This is a genomic window from Nostoc sp., assembly GCF_036919895.1.
Taxonomy (GTDB): Bacteria; Cyanobacteriota; Cyanobacteriia; order Cyanobacteriales; family Nostocaceae; genus Nostoc.
This window is the reverse complement of the sequence record NZ_JBALBW010000110.1, coordinates 72,600-93,032: the sequence shown is the minus strand read 5'-3', so window position 1 is coordinate 93,032 and position 20,433 is coordinate 72,600. Positions and strand designations below refer to the sequence as shown.

The following is a 20,433-nucleotide window of genomic DNA, read 5'->3' as shown; positions in this document are numbered from 1 at the left end:
GGACTGGGGACTGGGGACTGGGGACTGGGGACTGGGGACTGGGGACTGGGGACTGGGGACTGGGGAACAAGCAAGGGAGCAGGGAGCAGGGAGCAGGGAGCAGGGAGATTAATTTTCCCCTCTGTCTCTTTCCAATTCCCAATTCCCAATTCCCAATTCTCAATTCTCAATTCCCAATTTTCAATTCTGTGAGCATTTGCCGAAGTCTTTGTCGCCAATGAGGTGGATAAGTCCCCAGAATTGCGGCAATTTTTCCGCAAGCAAGCACAGAATAGGCTGGGCGACGGGCTGGTGTGGGATATTCAGCAGTTGTAATGGGGACAATACGTTCAACTTTCAAAGGGAAGCCTAGCTGTTGGGCTTCTTCAAAAATGGCAACAGCAAAGTCATACCAGCTAGCAACGCCGCTATTAGTGTAGTGATAAGTGCCGCTAATTTCTGGGGTTAACTGGGGAGTCGTTTGGGCGATGACTGCGGCTATATCTTGCGCCCAAGTTGGGCTACCAATTTGATCGGCGACAACACGGATTTCTTGGCGTTCTGCACCTAGCCGCAGCATGGTTTTGACAAAGTTACTTTTGCCAAAGGTTCCATAAACCCAAGCAGTTCGGAGGATGATGTGATGGGCGCAAGTTTCCCGAATTGCTTCTTCTCCAGCGAGTTTGGTTTTACCGTAAACACTCAAGGGATTAGTTGCATCGGTTTCCTGATAAGGGCAATACCCATTACCATCAAAAACATAATCGGTCGAAAGATGAATCAGAAAAGCTCCTAATTTTTGGCTTTCTTGGGCAATAATTAGGGGTGCAGTAGCATTAATAGCGCTTGCAACTTCTGGTTCGCTTTCTGCTTTGTCTACAGCAGTGTAAGCAGCAGCATTAATGATGATTTGCGGCTGCTTTGCTCTGATAAAGTTGCGGAGAGTATCGGGTTGGGCAAGGTCTACTGTCGGGCGGATTACTGAGATAATATCGCCATAGCTTGGGAGGATTTGTTCTAATTCCTTACCCACTTGACCGTTGCTACCAATCAGCAAAATTGATTTACTCATCCTAATTTAGTTCTCGAATCTAACGCAATCATCAAGCCTAATCAAATATTTCCGCAGTTCTCAAAGATTTACCCGCTTGGTCTTTAGCTGATAAAACCGGTGTAGCACTCACGGGCCAATCTATCGCTAAATCTGGATCGTTCCATAGAATTGTGCGATCGCCTTGGGGTGCGTAGTAATCTGTAGCTTTGTAGAGAACTTCGGCTATTTCTGAAAGCACGAGAAAGCCGTGAGCAAAGCCTGGTGGTATCCACAGTAGGCGTTTGTTCTCAGCACTGAGTTCATAACCTACCCACTTGCCAAAAGTAGCCGAACTTTTTCTAATATCTACGGCTACGTCAAAGATAGTGCCAACAATAGCCCGGACAAGTTTACCTTGGGGTTGGTGAATTTGGTAGTGCAATCCCCGCAAAACGTTTTGTTTAGAGCAAGAGTGGTTATCTTGGACGAAGTTGGAAACAATACCAGTCTCTTGGGCAAATTTGCGATCGTTGTAGGCTTCAAAAAAGAACCCGCGATCGTCCGCAAATACTTGTGGTTCGAGTTGTATAACTTCAGGAATTTTGGTACGTACAATGCTCATCAATATTATTTCGAGTAACCCACCACACTATTAATTGTGAGAGTAATTTAATGCTTGTATTTTACAGCTAGCAGGTAACACTTCGACCGTGGCTTTTCCTATTTTTAAGTTAATTCAATTTGACAATCATCACCAATTAGAAATCGCAAGGCTTTGGGGCGGCGAGGTGCAAGAGTCAATTGGGCGCGTTGTCCAATCACACTATCAATAATCCGCTGATGAATTCCGGCAATTTTAGCGCCTTCTAAAATCACACTGTGTTCTAAATCAGTATCAATGAGTGTCACATTGTTAGCAATACTACTATAAGGGCCAATAAAGCAGTTTTCTAAATGACAATTGCTACCAATGACTACTGGCCCCCGAATTGTGCAGTTAATTACTTGAGATTTTGTACCGATTTGGACTCGTCCTATAATTTGACTTTGGGCATCGACTTCGCCAAGAACTGATGCTTTCAGATAGGTGTCGAGAATCAATCGGTTAGCTTCTAACAAGTCGTCTTTTTTACCAGTATCTAACCACCAACCTTTGAGATTGTAGGCTAAAACTTGTTTGTCCTGATTAATTAGGTATTGAATAGCATCAGTAATTTCTAGTTCGCCTCTGGTGGAAGGTTGGATATTTGCGATCGCATCAAAAATCAAGTGAGAAAAGAAATAAACCCCTACCAATGCCAAATTTGAAGGCGGAACTTTCGGTTTTTCAATTAATTGTAATACCCGTCCTGTTTCGTCTACCTCAGCCACACCAAAGGCGCTAGGATTGGCAACCGAACGCAGGAGAATCAAAGCATCTGGCTGTTGTTGGCTAAATTGTTGCAGAAAGTAACGTAACTCACCTAATTGAATTAGGTTATCGCCCAAATACATGACAAAGGGAGAATCGCCTAAAAAGGGACGGGCGATTTGGACGGCGTGAGCAAGTCCGAGTGGCTGCTCTTGTTCTATATAGGTGATGCTTGCTCCAAAACATTCTCCATTTCCGGTTTTTCCTTGAACTTCTGCCCCAGTTTCCGGGCTGATGATGATGCCAATATCAGTAATCCCAGTAGCGACCATTTCTTCAATGCCATACCACAAAACAGGTTTATTCGCAACTGGTACGAGTTGTTTGGCTCCGCTATAGGTGAGAGGACGTAGGCGTGTACCTTTACCACCAGACAGAATTAATGCTTTCATAGGGATTTAGGATTACTTATCAGTCATTAGTCAACATAATCTGAAATCTGGACAAAATCCTAAATCCTGACATCTAATTATGGTGTTAGTTTATCTTTTATATGTATCGGGATAAAACTTCGACGGTTGCTTTGCCTGTTTTTTCCCAACTGAATTGTTGACAGTGAGTAATACCTTGGCTAGAAAGGCGCGATCGCAATGCCGAATTAGTTGCGATCGCCTGCATCGCCTCTGTAATTTCTTTGGTGTTGTACGGATCGATCAGAATCGCCGCATCTCCAGCCACTTCTGGTAATGAGGAGAGATTGGAAGTAATGACGGGAGTCCCACAAGCCATTGCTTCCAGGACAGGTAAACCAAAACCTTCCCAGAGACTGGGGAAAACTAGAGCGATCGCTTCATTGATGATTTTTGGCAATTCGTCATAGGGTACATAATCAAGGAACTTTACCTGATTAGTTATACCTAGTTCTGCAACTTGCGCTGTTAAAGTTGGGGTATAACGGCGATCGCTTGGCCCTACTAACCACAGTTCATAATCCTTGTAATTAGGTAACGCCGCAAAAGCAGCGATCAATCCCTGTATATTTTTGTAAGGTTCTTGGCGACCAATGTAGAGAAAGTAGTTGCGGGTAGGTAGGTTGAGGAGGTGGAAGTGAGTGCGATCGTAGGCCAGGGGAATGGCAGTAATTTTGTTTGCAGGAATTCCGTAAAACTTGGTGATGTCCTGAGCCGTAGTCTCGGAGATGCAAATAATGTGTTGTGCTTGCTTAAGGACTTGAGGAGTATAGTAGCGGTGGTAAGGAGTGAGTGGTGAAAAGCGTTTGGGAAAGCGCAACGGTATCATGTCAAAACAGGTGATGACAAAGCGACAGTTGCTACAAAGAGGTGCTTCTGGAAGCGAGGAAAATAAAATCTGGGATTTTAGCTTTCTATAGATTTGCGGCAATTGAAATTGCGTCCAAACAAGGCGATTAAAATGACCTTTTACTCCTTGTTCTGCCGTTTGGTTAGAGGGAACTGGATAACAGTTATAACCAGGAATATCCTGCGAGACTAAAAGTGTAGGATAAAGTTTTTTTAAATGAGGCAGCAGGTTAAGAGCGTAGGTAGTGATGCCTGTAGGTTTACTTAATAGAAATGATAGATTAATTAATAATGTCATGATTTATAATTAACAATAAAATAACTTTTTCGGTTCTTAGTTTTTTCTACTACTTAATAGTTCTTGTGAAATGACAAATATTAGTAGCAAAAATCTAAGTATATGTAGGGTGTGTTAGGCGTAAGCCGTAACGCACCTGATTCCAAGGTTTTTGCTGCCGTACTCTCCGTGCTAACACACCCTACGGATCTTTTCAAAAATCAAATATTAGTCCTATAGTCTAGGTTAATGCAGACATTTAAAATCTAGGTTTTTCAGTTTATTCTTTCCATCTAAAGTTTTTTTGTGATTTAAAAATAAACGAACCGCAGAGGCGCAGAGAAGCCAGTGCGTTAGGCGGGTTCCCCGACTTGTAGCAACTGGCGCGACGCAGAGAGAGGAATCAGAGATTTTCACGACTCATTTAGGATTGCTATAAATTATTTATTATGGTTTTTGATAACATAATCCCATATACCACAGACTTTTCCTAATGCAGCTTGTGGTTTTATTATAATCGCCAACAGAGCTTTTAATAATTGAAAAGTTAATCTAATACTAAAGATAAATTTATTTGTATATTTATCAATTGTCAGCAAATAACTATACGTACTATTTCTAATTTTTTTGAAAACATTCCTATTAGTAATACTTGATGGTTGATGCAGCACTGAAAAATTATTACTTATGGCAACTATATGTCCTTGATTAGCGTAGTGTAAACAAAAGTCTACATCTTCATAATAAAGAAAGTAAGCAGGATCGAAATGAGGACATTCATTAAAATTATTCAAATTAACAATTAGACTACATCCTGAAACCCAATCACAATTAATATAGTCTTCATCTATATTGATTAATATTTTTTTGGTAATGATTTCGCCAGTTTTAGGAATAAAACTCCCACCAGCAAACCAAATTTCACCCATCGGTGTATAGATAAGTGTACCAAGAATAGAGATTTTTGGATGTAATTCAAAAAATGGCTTAACTTTATCTAAAGTATTTTCTTTTAAATAGGCATCTGGATTGATTATCCAGACATAAGCTTTGGTATCTTGATTGTAGATCCATTTTAAGCCTAAATTACAAGCACAACCAAAACCTAAATTAGTTTCAGCATCAAGAATCGATACAGATTCAGTTTTTAGATTATTAATAGAATCATCATCAGGTGAATTATTAATAATAATTACTTCGTAGTCAACAGAATATGTTTTATCTATGGAATTAATTAGTTTAAATATTAAATCGGTCGAATAATAATTAACAATTAAAAAATAAATCACTGTAGTTTAATTGAGTTATAATCAAAGTCAAATTTGCTGAACAATACTTTCTTTTAAAATCTGATATATTATTTGCTGATATGAGTAATGTAATTGAATTATATATTAATAAATTTATTTTTCGTCACTTCCATAAAATTATTTTTTAACAACTCAACACCAAGTTTTTCCAAGCTTTCCTTGAAAGCCATGAAATGTTCCTAGCAAGCAAGCCCATACTTTTAAGGTTTTTTGTTCGGGGTCGTACAGCAAAATTGTAACTATCCTACGGAGTAAATATCTTATCCGTCGCGCACAACTAGTTAATCGATACAATCCTTGGGCGTAGCGAGTTTCTAGATAAGTGTGGTTCCGACTAATGTAGTAGTTACGTAGACCTGAGTATTGTTGAACAATCATTTCTCGCTGGCAAAATTTTACTTTGAGTGGATTACCAAAATTATGGTACATGATAGCTGTAGTAACTATCAAATTATGGAATCCCTGTTGTCGCAATCTCAATCCATAGTCGAGGTCAACTCCGTCTATAAACAATTCTGCACGAGGGAGAGCAACACTTTTAGCAGCAGCAATGGAAATCAAAGAACCAGAAGTGATAGGAGAGTCGCACTCATAAAAATCAACATTCTTATTGTGCTTACAACCTATAAATTGGTCTTTTACAAAAACTGCTCCCTGTACAACTTTCTCAGTTTTGCGATCGATGGGAGTAGGAGCAATAATCCCAATCTTGTCACCATACTCTAGGGACAACTTATTAGAAAAATTCAGCAGAATTTCCAAACAATGCTTAGTTGGTAAACTATCTTGGTCAAAAGTCCATAAAAAATCATAACCTTCCTTTACTGCCCATTCTAGTGCAAGTACTAAACCTTGACCAATACCTATATTTTCTGGATGATGATGTATTAAAATTGATGTAGTGCGATCGGGTTCTAGTAATTCTTGATTGGAATTATCTACTACAAAAACAATATCTACTGGTATAGATTGAGATTTAATGGCTTGGAGACACTCAATGGCAGCTTGTTTATCTTTATACAGGGTTATGTAAGCTGCCACTTTTGCTGTCATTGATTTAGATGTTATGTAACAACTCTATTGTATGTGTTTTATATTCTGATACTCTAATCTTCATGCTCGTGTATTAAGAGGTTGTTTGAAAAGTCTAATTTATTACTAGCCTGGGCAACTAGAAGTAGCGGCTACCCGATACTTTACCCACCTCACTGGGTTCAAAACACTTGATTTTATGTTAGTCCGCGCAGGCGGACTTTGCCTGTGTGGTAGCGAATTATATTCACCTAAAACTTTTCAAACATCCTCTAAGATGAACTAATACTTTAAAAACAGTCCTTCTTAAGAACCAGTATTTCTAGATGTTTGAGCATTATAAATTTCTTCTAGTATCTGTCGAAGATTATACTTGTATTCCCATGTTGGATAGTGAAAACGGAACTTTCTAACATTTGAAATGTACCAGATATGGTCGCCAGAGCGATTCTGTTTTGAATAAGTGTATTGCAGCTTTTTGCCTACGATATCTTCGCAAATTGAAATTGCTTCTAACATAGAGCAATTACTATGTCGAGAGCCTCCCATATTATAAACTTCCCCACATCTGGGATTTTGATAAAAATGATAAAAAGCATTGACTAAATCGTAACTGTGTATATTATCTCTAACTTGTTTACCTTGATAGCCAAATATTGTGTAAATATCACCAGTAATAGTACATTTCATTAAGTAAGCTAGAAAACCATGCAACTGAGCGCCACAATGGTTAGGGCCAGTCAAGCAACCTCCTCTAAAGGTAACAGTCCTCATGCCGAAGTATCTACCATATTCTTGAACTAGAATATCTGCGGCAACTTTAGAAGCACCAAATAAAGAATGTTTGGAATTGTCAATTGTCATTGACTCATCAATACCCTCTCTGTATTGATGATTTGGTTCAATTTCCCAACGTGTTTCTAACTCCTCCAAGGGTAAATAGTTGGGAGTATCGCCATAGACTTTGTTCGTTGAGGTAAATATAAAAGTTGCATCAGGGCAATATTGTCGAGTTGCTTCTAATAAGACTAAAGTACCGTTAGCATTAACTGTAAAATCTGTATGAGGGTCTTTCGCTGCCCAGTCATGAGATGGTTGTGCTGCTGTATGAATAATCAGACAAATATCAGAAGAATATTCTTTAAATAGGTTTTCTATTGCGGAGCGATCGCGGATATCAATATCATAATGACGATAGCTATCACCGTACTTATCTTCTAGGATGCGACGATTCCACTCTGTTGATGCAGATTCACCAAAAAATACCGCCCGCATATTATTATCGATACCCACAACAGAAAAACCGTTTTGGGCAAAAAAATGAACAGATTCTGAACCAATCAGACCAGAGGAACCAGTAATTAAAACAGTGGGCATAATATTTTAACTCACGCCATAGTACAATCATCAGTTTAGGATAAAGTGGTCTTTCGCTCAGAGTTAAATTACAAGGGCTTAGTTGCTTTAATAAACATCTGCCCTCCCAGAAAATTCCAAAGGAATGGTAACTTGAGATAAAGCCTCAATAAATTAGACGATGCTGGCCTACCTTTAGTTGAATATGGCAAAAATCTGGGAATTAAAACATCAATCTTGAACCCAATAGTATATAATAATTCTTGAAGAGAAAGATGGGTTATTGGTAATTGATGATCAATAAAATCATAATATTCCTTAATAGAATATTTGAAATAAAGTTTTTTAAGGTATTCTTCTTGTTTCATAGGTCTTTGTTTGTAATAAGTTAGTTTTCACTAAACAGTTTAGGATAAAACGGACTTCAGAATTGTTTCATACTCAAGAATCCAGTCATAAATATCTTTAAGAGTTCGTTCTGGATTCATCATTGGCTTCCATCCAGTCTTAGAAATTATTTTGGAAGAATCCGTAATATAGATGGGAATATCACCTTGTCTGGCTGTTTCTTCTGATTTGATCGCAATAGATTTACCAGTAATTACCTCACATAGTCTAGTAGTCTCTAATAGCGATAGACTATTATCAGCACCTCCACCAATATTTAAAACATCTCCATCTAATTGGGAAAAATGTTCTAACTGATAATCAATTAGGTGTAATAAATCTTCGATATGTAATAAATCTCTAACTTGTTTACCTGTACCGCCATAGCCTATATAACTTAAAGATTTTTCAAAATGGTGTGCGGCTAACCACAAAACAAAAACACCTTGGTCAACTTTACCCATTTGCCAAGGGCCTGTAATTACGCCACAACGATTGACTATTGCCTGAATATCATAAGCTTGTCGATACTCTTCAATCAACATTTCCGAGGCAAGTTTAGTAGTACCATATAGAGAACGGTAGCTTTGAAGTGGGAACTCTTCGGCTATACCAAGATGAGAAACTCCGGGTATTGTCTGTTCAACAGCAATGCTAAAACGGGTTGGTAATTCTACTAAATTAACTGATTTAAGTGTTTCAATTGGATAAACACGACTAGTAGATAGAAAGATCAAACGAGCTTGAATTTGTCTAGCTAATTCCAGAACATTGATAGTTCCTACTAAATTTGTTTGCAGGACGTATTGTGGAGAAGTAAATCCTGCAAGTACAGAAGGTTCAGCAGAACAATCAATGATTGTATCGACATTAAATGTTCCAGGATCTAAATCGCTAGGAGAACGAATATCACCATGTATAAATTCAATTCCTAAACTTTTTAGTCTAGGAAGGTTTAATTCTGAACCACGCCTTCTGAGATTATCAAAACATATAATTTTCCACTGAGAATGATGTTTCTTTAGATTAATTGCTAAGGAACTGCCAACAAAACCAGCCCCTCCTAAAATCAGAATCTTCTCAGCCATTGGATTTAAACCTTTGATTTAGTAGCAGTCTATTTTTGCTTAGATGATAATCTCCACGCGATAAATGTTTTTCTAGCCAGATATAGAGGACTATAAACAAATATCGACTTCCCATTTCTTTGAGCTTTAACTTAGAAACTCCTGTGGTTCTATTTCTCCAAGTAATGGGAATAGTTGTATAAGAATACCCTCTTACTATGGCTTTAAGTGGCATTTCTACAGTTAAGTTGAAATGATGAGATACTAATGGAGAGATACCTTCAATAACATCTTTACGATAAATCTTAAAGGCATTAGTCGTGTCGTTAAATTTTAAGCCAAATAAAATTTTAATAAATAAGTTAGCTAAACGATTAACAATTAATTTGTGGCTGGGATAGTCAATGACTTTACCTCCTGTAATGAAGCGGGAACCAAAAACACAATCGTATCCTTCTTGCAGTTTATGGTAGTAAGATACCATGTCTTCTGGTGAATCTGAACTATCTGCCATAACTACCGCTACAGCATCTCCTGTAAAATTTTCTAACCCACAGCGAACTGCAAAGCCAAAGCCGTTAGGATAATAATTATTGACGTAACGCAGTTTACTATTTTCAGAATTCATCTGCTGTAATAATTGTTCTGTGTTATCTTTGCTGTTGTCGTTAACTACTAAAATTTCGTAATCTATATTTTCTTGTTCCAAAACTCGGCTAATAGTCCGAATAGTTGGAACTATACAGTCTTCTTCGTTGTAGGCTGGAATTACTATTGATAAGGTATTGACAGATTTTGAACTATCTATCGTTATTGGCTCATCTATCCTTAAGCTAGGATTCACTGATATAGCAGGAGCCAATGATTCTGGATAATATGTAGCTGATATTTTTTGCGTCTGTGAATTGGTATGATTTTTTTTTGGGGTTTTAAATACAAAGCGATCGCTAATTAAATAATTAATCGATGCACTCACAAGTGCGCCTATTATAGTATTAATGCCATAGTTAACTTTCAACCAATCTAAAATCGGAAAAATCAAGAAAATGCGAACAATAACTGCTGCGCCCGCAGAAACATGGTACAGAGGAAGTTGTCGTAAAAATACTTCTCTCAGGTTCCAAACGCCGCCAGTCCAAACCCAACTTCGATATATAAAAAAACTAAATATTAAAGAAACTTCAATTGATACTAGATTCGCAACATTACGTAAAAAAGCTGTATTGAATCCTAGTTTTTCAATTATTAAATAGATTAGTGCTAAGTTTAGTGCTGCTGCTAAACCACCACCTAGCAGAAACTTTAGTATTTTTGGCTTAAACATTTTTTTTATCATTTGACTCTATAGCTCCTTTTATGTTCCTAACCATCAATACTACAGCTTCTAAACTTGATTATTTTTTATTCCACCACTGTTATCTTTGGTTCACCATTCAACTTTATAAACTGTTGACTGATTCGGTCATAAACCCAAGCCTTAATAACAGATTCGCCTGCTGGTATAGATTTTAGAGAAATATTTGCTTCCCAACCTGATGTATTGTACAGATTTGAATTTAAGGCTTTAGCTACATCAGGTCTGTTTAAATTTACAAGCCCAGTGGCAAAAAATGATTGACTATTTCCATAGGATAGTAAAACTATGGGTGGCTGTTCTAGACCTTCAGGAATAATAGCCCACCCCAACAACTTTAAAGTATCACTACTGCGTATATTTAATGGTTGTTTCGTTGTTGGAGGTACATCAATGTAACCATGAACTTTATCAGCTTTAGTTATAAAAGTGATATTTTGAGGAAAGTTTCTAAACTCTAATTTCTGAAGAACTGGACTTAGTTGTCGTATCAAAAATTGATTTGGAAAAATAAAGTTTAAACAGTTGCTCGGTGAATTAGTTATAGATTTATCTATATAATTTATAATTTCTAAACAATTTTTACCAGCTTTCCTTTGTATCCATATACTTTGACCTGCTGCAATGCTATCAATTGAGATATAAATAGAAATACTTATTAGAAAGCTTAGGCAGAATACTGGGAATATATTTATTTTTCTGCCTTGTTCTTGCCATTTGTATAAAATCCATAATCCACACAATTGTAAGCAGGATATGAATAATAATATCGAAACAGTTACGTACCTAGATGAAGTAGCTTGCTCAACACCAAAACCAGCTCTCCCAACAGTAGTTATTGATGCAAACAAAATGGCAAACCAACCCAACGATAACCAAGGTGCGGCTTTATTGGCAAAGTTTGATTGCTGATTGGTAAAAGAGAATAGATTAAAAAAGGAAAAAACTAATAATATTATTAAACCAGTAAGTACAGGAGGAAAAGTATTTTTTAATAATGAGAAACCTATCAAAGTTAAGAAATATTTTGATGCAATTAATGGCTTCTGTAAAATAAAAAATGTAGTAGGATGATGAGAAGGTTTTTCATAACCAATAGAATAGATAGCAACACAAAAAGCAAAAAGCCCCATCCATACCAAAATCCTAATTTTTTTATGTTTATTTATCCCTTCCAGGAAGTATACTGATGGTAGGATTGCAACCCAAGATAGTAATCCATGAGCCGACGAGAAGCTAGCAATAAAACAACATAGAGATGCAAGTAATAATCTGATATTTGGAAGTAAGTTTTTAGGCACAGTAAGAATAAAAATTGCTAATATTAAGCAGGTATTTATAAATAGCCAAGCTATTTGAAACCCCCATAGCCAATTTTCATACTGGTTTAAAGAAAAATGCACAATACAAACTGTAATATTAAATAAATTAAATAATACTTTATTATCTTGATTCCAATTAGAAGCTGCAATCTTATATAAGATTACAAAATTTACTAAAGCCAATAAGAAAATAAAGTAAATTTCTAGTTTAATATTCCATTTAGAAGAAAATGCAAGTATTGCGAATATTATCCTTGGAAAAAGTATGCGATGCTCGTTGTGTTGAGAAAAAAAATCTCCGAAATTTACAGTACCGCTATGAATCTTATCAAAAAAATTTACTAATGCCCAATCGTCCCCAAAGGGTACATTTACACTGAAGGTAGTTACAAACCAGAAAAGTAAAATAACTGGCAGGGAATAGGCAACTGCGAAGAGTAACTTTGCTTTTTGGAATGACAGAGGTTTATTGTACATATATTTTAGGTGAATTTTTCTTGGTTTGAGAATTCTACTTAAGAATCCACAATCTTCACCGAATACTTGCGGTTCGATGATGAGCATGTTTGGAATGTAAGTAAGGAAAATGTTCATTGAATATATCGCGATATTCAGCTTCCACTAACGAACAGCCATTAAGGCAAAGCTTGGCCCATTGGGATGGTCTGGAGCATCAAAACTTACTTCAATGTCTTTCAAACCAAAGTATTTGAGGCAAGCTAGTATATCATCGCGGCTCATCCAATAACTAGTAGTTGCATTACCACCACAAAAACCTGACCATTCCAGCGCTTTTTCATATTCCTGACGATAAAGAGTATGCTTAAAGCCATCATAATTACTTTTAGAACTACCTACAAATTTATGTCTAAGGTTCGGATTACCTGAAATTACTTTCTTATCATAATAATGCGTCCAAATAAATATTTTATCTGTACACTTAGCTATTAGCCCAATCAATTCTGCTGGATTGTTCATGTGATAGAGTACACCGCTAGCTATACATACATCAAATTTATTTTGAGTATTTCGTAAGTATTCTACAAAGTCCCCACATAAAAAACGTGTATTTTTCAGTTCTAAAATCTCTTTGATAATTAAACACTTTAAATAAGCACGGGTATTAGCTTCTATTGATAAAATTGATGCTGCCTCTAAGCATTCCAACATATAAGTATGCCCTGCTTCCAATGGCCCCAATTCCAGCACAGTTTTACCTTTAATTCCGCCTAGTTTCGTAGATACCCAATCAATTCTTGCATCTTCAAATAATGGAATCGAACCTGCTTTAAAATCTGCTAGTGGTGCAGGTAATTTTGATGACCACTCACTTTTAAAAATATCGAGTGCATTTTGCGGGCTGGGCGCAGATTTGATATATTGCTCTAAAATGTTCATATTTTTTTATGAATTTTGTTAATGTTTATAAATTAGCAGGTTGACATCAAGCATTGATGCTGTAATCTTCACGCTTAAAGGTTAAATTGATACTATAGCAAGGATCGTATTCTATAAAGTTTTTCCACTTTTTTTGCATATACGTTGTTTCTTGAATAAATCTTGCTACTTTTGCAGGTGTATCTTCACAACCTCGGCTCTTAGATTCATAGTGATACAACATAACGTGTGGTAAATAGATATTATTGTAACCTTTCTCAACAACCTTTAAACATAAGTCAACATCATTAAATGCAACTGCGAGTTCCTCTTCAAAACCTCCAATTACTTCAAAGATTTCTCGTCTACACATTAAACAAGCAGCTGTCACAGCCGAATAATTATTGACTGTTAAGATTTGACCAAAGTATCCTGGAGAATTGACTGGATAATGTTTATGACTATGATTAGCAACTCCTCCAATACCCATAACTACACCGGCATGTTGAATTGTGTTATCTGGATATAAAAGCAAGGCTCCGACACTCCCAATACTAGGTCTTTGAGCTTGTTCAACCATTCCATCTATCCAGTCAGGAGTGATTACCTCAACGTCATTATTCAAAAACAGTAGATAATCACCTTTAGCCTTATTAACTGCATAATTATTAATCTTGGAATAGTTAAAAGGTATATCAAGTCGGTAGCATTGAAACCTACTAGATTCCTTTTGTTGCCATTTAGAAATCACATTAGCTGTATTTTCTTCTTGACTACCGTTATCTATGAGAATTACTTCATAATTTGGGTAAGTTGTCTTCTCAAAAATAGATGTGAGACACTTGTCTAAGGTATTACCCAAATCTCTTGTAGGGATGATAATACTAACAAGCTTATAATCTTTGATTGTATATCGAATTATGTAATGCCCCACAAGGCTTCCAGCTTGTGTAACCTGTCCATGTTCGCCTCGTCTAGCAAGGGCATCTACTAATGCCTTCTCTGCTGCTATGACAGCATAAGGTTTTTGATCGGGTTTACTTGCGGCAGATTGGGGATGAATTCTCCAGTGGTACAATATTTTTGGTATATGAAATATTTGTGTGGTTTTTTCGGTTAATCTTAAAACTAAATCGTAGTCTTGGCTTCCCTCATAACCTGTTCTGAAACCTCCAATGGCGTTTACTAGCTCTCGTCGATAGGTTCCTAAATGGCAGGTATACATCCGGGATAAAAATGAATCTGGACACCAATCCGGTTTAAAGAAAGGATCTTGTAGTTTACCAGTTTCATCAATTTTATCTTCATCAGAATAAATCATATCTGCTTCTGGATGCTTATTCAGCAGTAGAGCAATTTCATACAGAGCATCTGGAGTTAGCAAATCATCATGATCGAGTAAGGCAATAAACTCACCCGTTGCAATTTCTATTGCTGAGTTAGAGCATCGAGAAATATGTCCATTTTCAGTTCTAAAAAAAACTTTTATTCGGGAGTCTTTTGATGAGTACTCCTCTAATATTTCTCTTACATAATTATCTGTAGAGGAATCGTCAGCAATACATAACTCCCAATAGGGATATACCTGATTCAATACAGACTCAATGGCTTCTTGCAGAAAATGTGTTGGAGTATTGAAAACAGGCATAATCAGACTAATAGTAGGTTTATAATCTAATAATTTTGCCGTTTCAACCATCTTTTGTAAGGCTGCTTGATTAGGGTAGTTTTGGTTCAGCCACTTCTGGTAATTAACATCATTAGTTTGAGGAATATCTGGCAGAACTATGGTAGGTAGTAATGCATCATAAAAATTTAAGTTTGAAGAAGTTTTTTTCAGTAATTTTTTCAAGCAGTACCCAAGCCCTTTTGTTCGGAAAACAGCCCACATTTTTTTTAATTGTGACAAAATGCTTATGTTAGATAAACTAGAATTGGATACTAAATTTATAGTTGTAGCACCTCTGAATTTAAACCATAAACTTATGTGAAACGGATTACCATCGTCTAGTAAACCTACAGCATGTCTCAATTTAAACCATACTTTTCGCATCTGCCAAAATTTACTAGTATTCATAGCTGCAATAGTGCACTGCGAATGCTTTAATTCTGCCTGAATGTGTTGTAGAGTAGACTGCGATCGCTCCAATTCTGCCTGAGTGTGTTGTAGAGTAGACTGCGATCGCTCCAATTCTATCTGAGTGTGTTGTAGAGTAGACTGCGATTGCGATTGCTCTAATTCTGTTTGAGTATGAGTACTTTGCAATTGAGATTGCGATCGCTCTAATTCTGTTTGAGTGTGTTGTAGAGTAGACTGCGATCGCTCTAATTCTGTTTGAGTGTGTTGTAGAGTAGACTGCGATCGCTCTAATTCTGCCTGAGTGTGTTGTAGAGTAGACTGCGATCGCTCCAATTCTGCCTGAGTGTGTTGTAGAGTAGACTGCGATCGCTCTAATTCTGTTTTTGAATCTTTCCTAATTTTGTAAATATCAAGCCAATCTTGAAGAACCCAGTCTCTAAAATCAATATCAACTTCTAATGGATCTAACTGAAGTGACTGCCATTTTAAATCAGATCGATCGTTCAACTCACTATATAGTTCAATTGCTTCTGGAAAAAAGCTTTTAATTAGCATCTGTCTGTGAGAGTTTGATGCTAGATCAGTCATTAATGATTTATCTGCAATACCTTCACTAGGGTCTTTAAGTTTAATACCAAATTTATTTTGGCACAACTTTGAGATAACAGTATAGTCTGCAATTACAGTATGAGTATTTAATAAAATGCATTTATCTGGAAACTGATGATGAAAATCTAGGATGATTTTGTTATAGTGCATCCAGATTTGTAAAGCGTATTTAGGATTGCTATAAAAGATTTCATCTCCCCGACGATATAAAGAATCGATAACTTCCCAAGGCGCTCTATACGTAAATATAAAATATGCTTGCGGTAGTAAATTTTTCCAAAAATCTAAAAAAAGAGTAGTGCGTGGATCTTTCCATCCCCAGGAATTCAGTGTTGCGTTTTCAGCGATAATTAGTTTTGCTTTATCAAATAATTGCTGTGGTATGTCGATGCCCTTCTGTATTGTCCATCCTTCCTGACTAATACCTTGACAACGTAAGGCACGCTCGTGAAAACCTACGAAGTCTAAGTTTTCAAAATGACCTTTTGGGTTATTAGGAGATGCACCCATTAATCTTTCACCTATATTTACTCCTGCACTTTCCATCAACGATGCAGAGAGAGAAGTGCCTGAACGATGCATTCCGGTAATTATGAAAATCGAAGATTTGTTATCTTGGCTCATCACAACTTTGCCTTCCTTTTGCCTTTCTTATTTAGTTATCAATAAATAATATCTAATTGATATGAATAAGTAGCATATTATGCAAGTATTTAAATTAAATATTTTTCCTGATTGACATCTTTCTCATAAGTTTTGAGTGAGGATGATATCAGGATAAACAGGGGATTAGATGGTGCAGTAATCCCCTGTTTATCCTGATATTCTATCAGAACAACCTCTATGACATAAATCTTTTTTGCATCTTTTCTGATGCATTCATCTAAAAGACAATATACAAAAGCTTATATAAGCTTTTTTTATAACGATTCATTGTTTACATTTGCCTGTTTCTTATCTACAAAGTTTAGGTATTTATTTACAACCTCCTCTGCACTCCCAGTAAATTTAATTTCCCCTTTATCTAGCCATATAGATTTTTGACAAGTTCGTTCGATAAACTTTAAATCATGAGAAACTACAAGAATCGTCACCTTGTCATCCCAATATTTCTCAATTCGTTGCTTACACTTGTTCTTAAAACTTTCATCTCCTACAGATAACACCTCATCTAAAATAAGAATATCAGGCTGCACATCTGTTGCAATAGCAAAACCTAACCTTGCCACCATACCGGAAGATAATCCCTTTACTGGCACAAACGCATAATCTTGCAACTCTGCAAATTGCAAAATTGATGGCGCTCTATTCTTCATTTCCGATCTAGAATACCCCAGAAGTACACCATATAGAACAATATTATCCATTACAGAAATTTCCAAATCAAAACCTGCTCCTAATTCAATCAAAGGTGCGATTTTACCTCGTACCCGTACTTTTCCAGTACTAGGTTGCAAGATTCCAGAAATTACTTTTAAAAGAGTGGATTTACCGGAGCCATTTGCACCAATAATACCAATCTTGTCACCTTTTTCAACAACGAAATCAATTTCATCCAGTACTAACTTTTTTACCGGCTGACGATATTTACCTTCTAAAACAGATAACATAGTTTTCTTAAGGTCATAAGAAAACTCCTCTTGTGTCCGTCGCAATAGCGAAACATTATCTAGGCGAATTACTTCCATTTACAGCAAATCCATAAATTGATGTCGCCAGAAGTGAAAACAAGTCCATCCAAAGGCTAAAATAATTACCCCACTGAGCAAAGAACCCCAAATTAAACCTAAATCTGGCAGAGAACCTGATAATGTAATCTGACGAAGACTTTCAATAATTGGTGATAACGGATTAAGACCTAAAAACTGCCTTACCTGCGGTGGAACGATAGCTGCTGGATAAAATATAGGGCTACTGAGCCAAATCACAAATACAACTAACTCATAAAAATAAGGCAAGTCTCTAAAAAATACGTATAAGGAACTGACTAAAAAACCTATTCCTGTAGAAACTAAAATTAAGGCTAGAAATGGAAATAGTAGCGCCAATACATTGACTAAACTCTTGGAATTAATAAAAGTCATTAATGCCAGCAGGGGAAGTGTCCCTACTGAGAATTGAAATATGTTTGCACAAATCATTGATACAGGAAAAACGCTGACTGGCAAACTAATTTTATTCAATAGTGAACCATTACCGACTACACTACTCAATGCTTGAGAGGTAGAAGCGGAGAAAAAATTGATCACTACTAATCCCGTAAAGGCTGCCAATACGTAGTTCAGTATTGAGTTGCCGTAATAGGAGGCAAAAGTAGCACCGAAAATCGCTGTGTACAGCCCGGTCATGATCAACGGGTTGAATAGCGACCAATAAACCCCCAGGATCGAACCTCGATAACGCACTTTGAGATTCCGCGCTACCAAAACGTGCAACAATTCCCAGTAGCGCTGCACTTGCAACCAAGTTGAATTATCTTTAAGCGAAATTCTCATTGTTAAAAACTACCACACACCACAGGCAAGTTATTTGCGAATTTTATACTATTGGAGCGTAGTTTGTCGCACTAGCCTACCATTAAAAACTTTATTTGAAAAAGTATTGTTAAACACACAAGTTACTAATTACCATTTTCTACTCTTAAGCACATCCTACCCCGGCAAGACCAGTTAATTTATCAATTGGTTCCTAGAACTCCCTGACGCAAATCAGCCTATAGATTTATCACAAAGAGGTTTAAAAGTCAAATATAATTATTTTTAGGATGTCTACTCATTGCGATGATTTAAGCGCTACTGGATTACTTAACTCAAACTATCTGGATCAACTCCCTGCGATCGCAAATACTCTGCTAATTTATCAGCCCGTTGGCGCTCTTGTTCAGCTTGTTCTTTTGGCGTTGCCACCCAACCCACTGAATTATACCAACGCAACCACAAACCTGTTGTCTTTTGATAAGAGCCTTGCCAAAGACCCAATCCTAGTTCTAACTCTTGCAACCAAAAGCGATTCTCTATTAAAGATATTGCCTCGTAGCGAGTGCCTATAAGAAGTTAGAAGTTTAGAATTTTCTCCCTCATCTCCCTTGAATTTGTGAAAGCTGAGTCACGGATTCCGGTACACTGAGACGAAGGTTTGTTGGATTGTAATTAGGCATGGAAATCGGACAAAAGGTAAAAGTGTTTCGCTTGCGCGATCGCGTTTCTCCCCCAATTGTAAAAAAACTAGGACAAGTGGGTATCATCCAAGGCTACAAAGTCATTGATGGTGGGATCGGTGTAGTGGTTCTATTTGAGGACAATACTTCCACTTGGTTTTTTGAAGATGAAATTAAACCTGTGTAGTTGTAAAGAACTCAGATCCGGATTTTTCTTGGCATCTGAAATTTCTAGCCCAGGTTGAGAATCTTTATTGAGTGCTAAGTTGGAATTGAAAAGATCGGCGGTGAAAATAGGAATCAAGTAATGGCTCTAATATTGACATTTTTGGGCAAAGGCGGCACCGCTCGTACCAAAATTGCGATCGCCGCCGCCAAATTATTGGCAAGTCAAGGCAAGCGCGTACTTCTGGCCGGACAAGCAGAACCAACATTATCAATCCTGTTGGATACTCCCATTGCTGCCGATCCCCAAGAAATCGCTCCCAAATTACAGGTAGTACAATTTAAATCATCTTTACTGCTTGAGCGCAACTGGGACGAAGTAAAGAAACTTGAGGCGCAATATCTCCGCACGCCGATATTTAAAGACGTTTTTGGTCAAGAACTGGTAGTCTTACCAGGTATGGACAGCGCCCTAGCCCTAAATGCTATCCGCGAATACGATGCCAGTGGCAAATATGATGCGATCGTCTACGATGGCGCGGGTGACTCTTTAACGTTGCGAATGTTGGGTTTACCAGAATCTCTCAGTTGGTATGTCCGGCGATTTCGGCAATTGTTTGTCAACTCCGATTTGGGGAAGACGATTACTGAATCGCCTTTGATTCAACCGCTAATTAGCAGTTTTTTCAATATCAACTGGACAACAGATAACTTTGCAGCGCCCACCAACCAAGTCAATAATTTCTTGGAAAAAGGGAGAGCCGCTCTTGCCGATCCCAAGCGCGTCGCTGCTTTCTTAGTGACCACAGGAGATCCGATTGAGGTAGCAAATGCTCGTTATTTGTGGGGTAGCGCTCAACAAATTGGTTTAACTGTTGGTGGTGTTCTGCTTGTGTCTCCTGAGACAAATGTCAATCTATCAGAGGAATTTATCCCCCTACCGGTGAGTGTCATTCCCGACTTGCCCGTAGGTGACTGGAAACCATTGATAGACGCACTACCCAACTTTGAAGCACAAGCTCTACAGGCTCCCAAACCAATTGAAATAGACATCCCCAATCGTCAAGTACGCTTATTCTTGCCAGGTTTTGACAAAAAGCAAGTCAAGCTGACCCAATACGGGCCAGAAGTCACCATAGATGCAGGAGATCAGAGACGGAATATTCCCTTACCCTCGGCTTTAAGTGGTAGATCCGTTGCTGGAGCAAAGTTTCAGAATAATTATTTGATAATTTCGTTTTAAGTTAGTTAAGAACAA

Annotated in this window: 17 protein-coding genes and 1 pseudogene; 2 read left to right on the top strand and 16 right to left on the bottom strand. The window is 37.3% G+C overall.

Features of this window, described 5'->3' with window-relative positions; translation table 11 throughout:
- Positions 1 to 166 precede the first annotated feature (166 nt).
- The 16 genes and pseudogenes from rfbD to V7K55_RS21890 form a co-directional block, all read right to left on the bottom strand.
- Positions 167 to 1,051, bottom strand: coding sequence for a dTDP-4-dehydrorhamnose reductase (gene rfbD, locus V7K55_RS21965; protein ID WP_334834771.1), 885 nt, complete (start codon positions 1,049 to 1,051; stop codon positions 167 to 169).
- Between the two features lie 37 nt (positions 1,052 to 1,088).
- Positions 1,089 to 1,634 carry a dTDP-4-dehydrorhamnose 3,5-epimerase gene (gene rfbC / locus V7K55_RS21960; protein ID WP_334834769.1) on the bottom strand — a complete coding sequence of 182 codons (546 nt, stop codon included), beginning with the start codon at positions 1,632 to 1,634 and terminating at the stop codon, positions 1,089 to 1,091.
- A 104-nt stretch (positions 1,635 to 1,738) separates the two neighbouring features.
- Complete coding sequence (locus V7K55_RS21955) at positions 1,739 to 2,815, bottom strand: glucose-1-phosphate thymidylyltransferase (protein WP_334834767.1); 1,077 nt, start codon at positions 2,813 to 2,815, stop codon at positions 1,739 to 1,741.
- A 97-nt stretch (positions 2,816 to 2,912) separates the two neighbouring features.
- Positions 2,913 to 3,980: a glycosyltransferase family 4 protein gene (locus V7K55_RS21950; RefSeq protein WP_334834766.1), complete on the bottom strand. Its 1,068-nt coding sequence runs from the start codon at positions 3,978 to 3,980 to the stop codon at positions 2,913 to 2,915.
- 419 nt (positions 3,981 to 4,399) lie between these two features.
- Positions 4,400 to 5,248, bottom strand: coding sequence for a glycosyltransferase (locus V7K55_RS21945; protein WP_334834765.1), 849 nt, complete (start codon positions 5,246 to 5,248; stop codon positions 4,400 to 4,402).
- Positions 5,249 to 5,401: 153 nt separating this feature from the next.
- On the bottom strand, positions 5,402 to 6,322 hold the full coding sequence (locus V7K55_RS21940; RefSeq protein WP_334834764.1) for a glycosyltransferase family 2 protein: 921 nt from the start codon (positions 6,320 to 6,322) through the stop codon (positions 5,402 to 5,404).
- A 285-nt stretch (positions 6,323 to 6,607) separates the two neighbouring features.
- Complete coding sequence (locus V7K55_RS21935; protein WP_334834763.1) at positions 6,608 to 7,678, bottom strand: NAD-dependent epimerase/dehydratase family protein; 1,071 nt, start codon at positions 7,676 to 7,678, stop codon at positions 6,608 to 6,610.
- Between the two features lie 68 nt (positions 7,679 to 7,746).
- Complete coding sequence (locus V7K55_RS21930; RefSeq protein ID WP_334834762.1) at positions 7,747 to 8,025, bottom strand: hypothetical protein; 279 nt, start codon at positions 8,023 to 8,025, stop codon at positions 7,747 to 7,749.
- A 39-nt stretch (positions 8,026 to 8,064) separates the two neighbouring features.
- Complete coding sequence (locus V7K55_RS21925; protein WP_334834761.1) at positions 8,065 to 9,132, bottom strand: NAD-dependent epimerase/dehydratase family protein; 1,068 nt, start codon at positions 9,130 to 9,132, stop codon at positions 8,065 to 8,067.
- Positions 9,125 to 10,435: a glycosyltransferase gene (locus V7K55_RS21920; RefSeq protein WP_334834760.1), complete on the bottom strand. Its 1,311-nt coding sequence runs from the start codon at positions 10,433 to 10,435 to the stop codon at positions 9,125 to 9,127. Before V7K55_RS21920 ends, V7K55_RS21925 begins: the two co-directional genes overlap by 8 nt.
- Positions 10,436 to 10,512: 77 nt before the next feature.
- On the bottom strand, positions 10,513 to 12,351 hold the full coding sequence (locus V7K55_RS21915; protein ID WP_334834759.1) for a hypothetical protein: 1,839 nt from the start codon (positions 12,349 to 12,351) through the stop codon (positions 10,513 to 10,515).
- Between the two features lie 57 nt (positions 12,352 to 12,408).
- Positions 12,409 to 13,185: a class I SAM-dependent methyltransferase gene (locus tag V7K55_RS21910; RefSeq protein ID WP_334834758.1), complete on the bottom strand. Its 777-nt coding sequence runs from the start codon at positions 13,183 to 13,185 to the stop codon at positions 12,409 to 12,411.
- Positions 13,186 to 13,231: 46 nt separating this feature from the next.
- Entirely contained in the window at positions 13,232 to 16,477 is a 3,246-nt protein-coding gene (locus V7K55_RS21905) for a glycosyltransferase (RefSeq protein WP_334834774.1), read from the bottom strand.
- Positions 16,478 to 16,773: 296 nt separating this feature from the next.
- Positions 16,774 to 17,541, bottom strand: a complete 768-nt coding sequence (locus tag V7K55_RS21900) for an ABC transporter ATP-binding protein (protein ID WP_334834757.1) — start codon at positions 17,539 to 17,541, stop codon at positions 16,774 to 16,776.
- A complete protein-coding gene (locus V7K55_RS21895; RefSeq protein ID WP_334834756.1) occupies positions 17,542 to 18,348 on the bottom strand; it encodes an ABC transporter permease in 807 nt (268 codons plus the stop codon).
- A gap of 309 nt (positions 18,349 to 18,657) precedes the next feature.
- Positions 18,658 to 18,903: pseudogene (locus V7K55_RS21890) on the bottom strand (hypothetical protein); the annotation flags it as partial.
- 105 nt (positions 18,904 to 19,008) lie between these two features.
- On the opposite strand from V7K55_RS21890, the gene petP reads away from it, so the two are divergent.
- Complete coding sequence (petP, locus tag V7K55_RS21885; RefSeq protein WP_292705266.1) at positions 19,009 to 19,197, top strand: cytochrome b6f subunit PetP; 189 nt, start codon at positions 19,009 to 19,011, stop codon at positions 19,195 to 19,197.
- A 120-nt stretch (positions 19,198 to 19,317) separates the two neighbouring features.
- Positions 19,318 to 20,418, top strand: coding sequence for a Get3/ArsA fold putative tail anchor-mediating ATPase NosAFP (locus V7K55_RS21880; protein WP_334834754.1), 1,101 nt, complete (start codon positions 19,318 to 19,320; stop codon positions 20,416 to 20,418).
- The last annotated feature ends 15 nt before the right edge of the window (positions 20,419 to 20,433 follow it).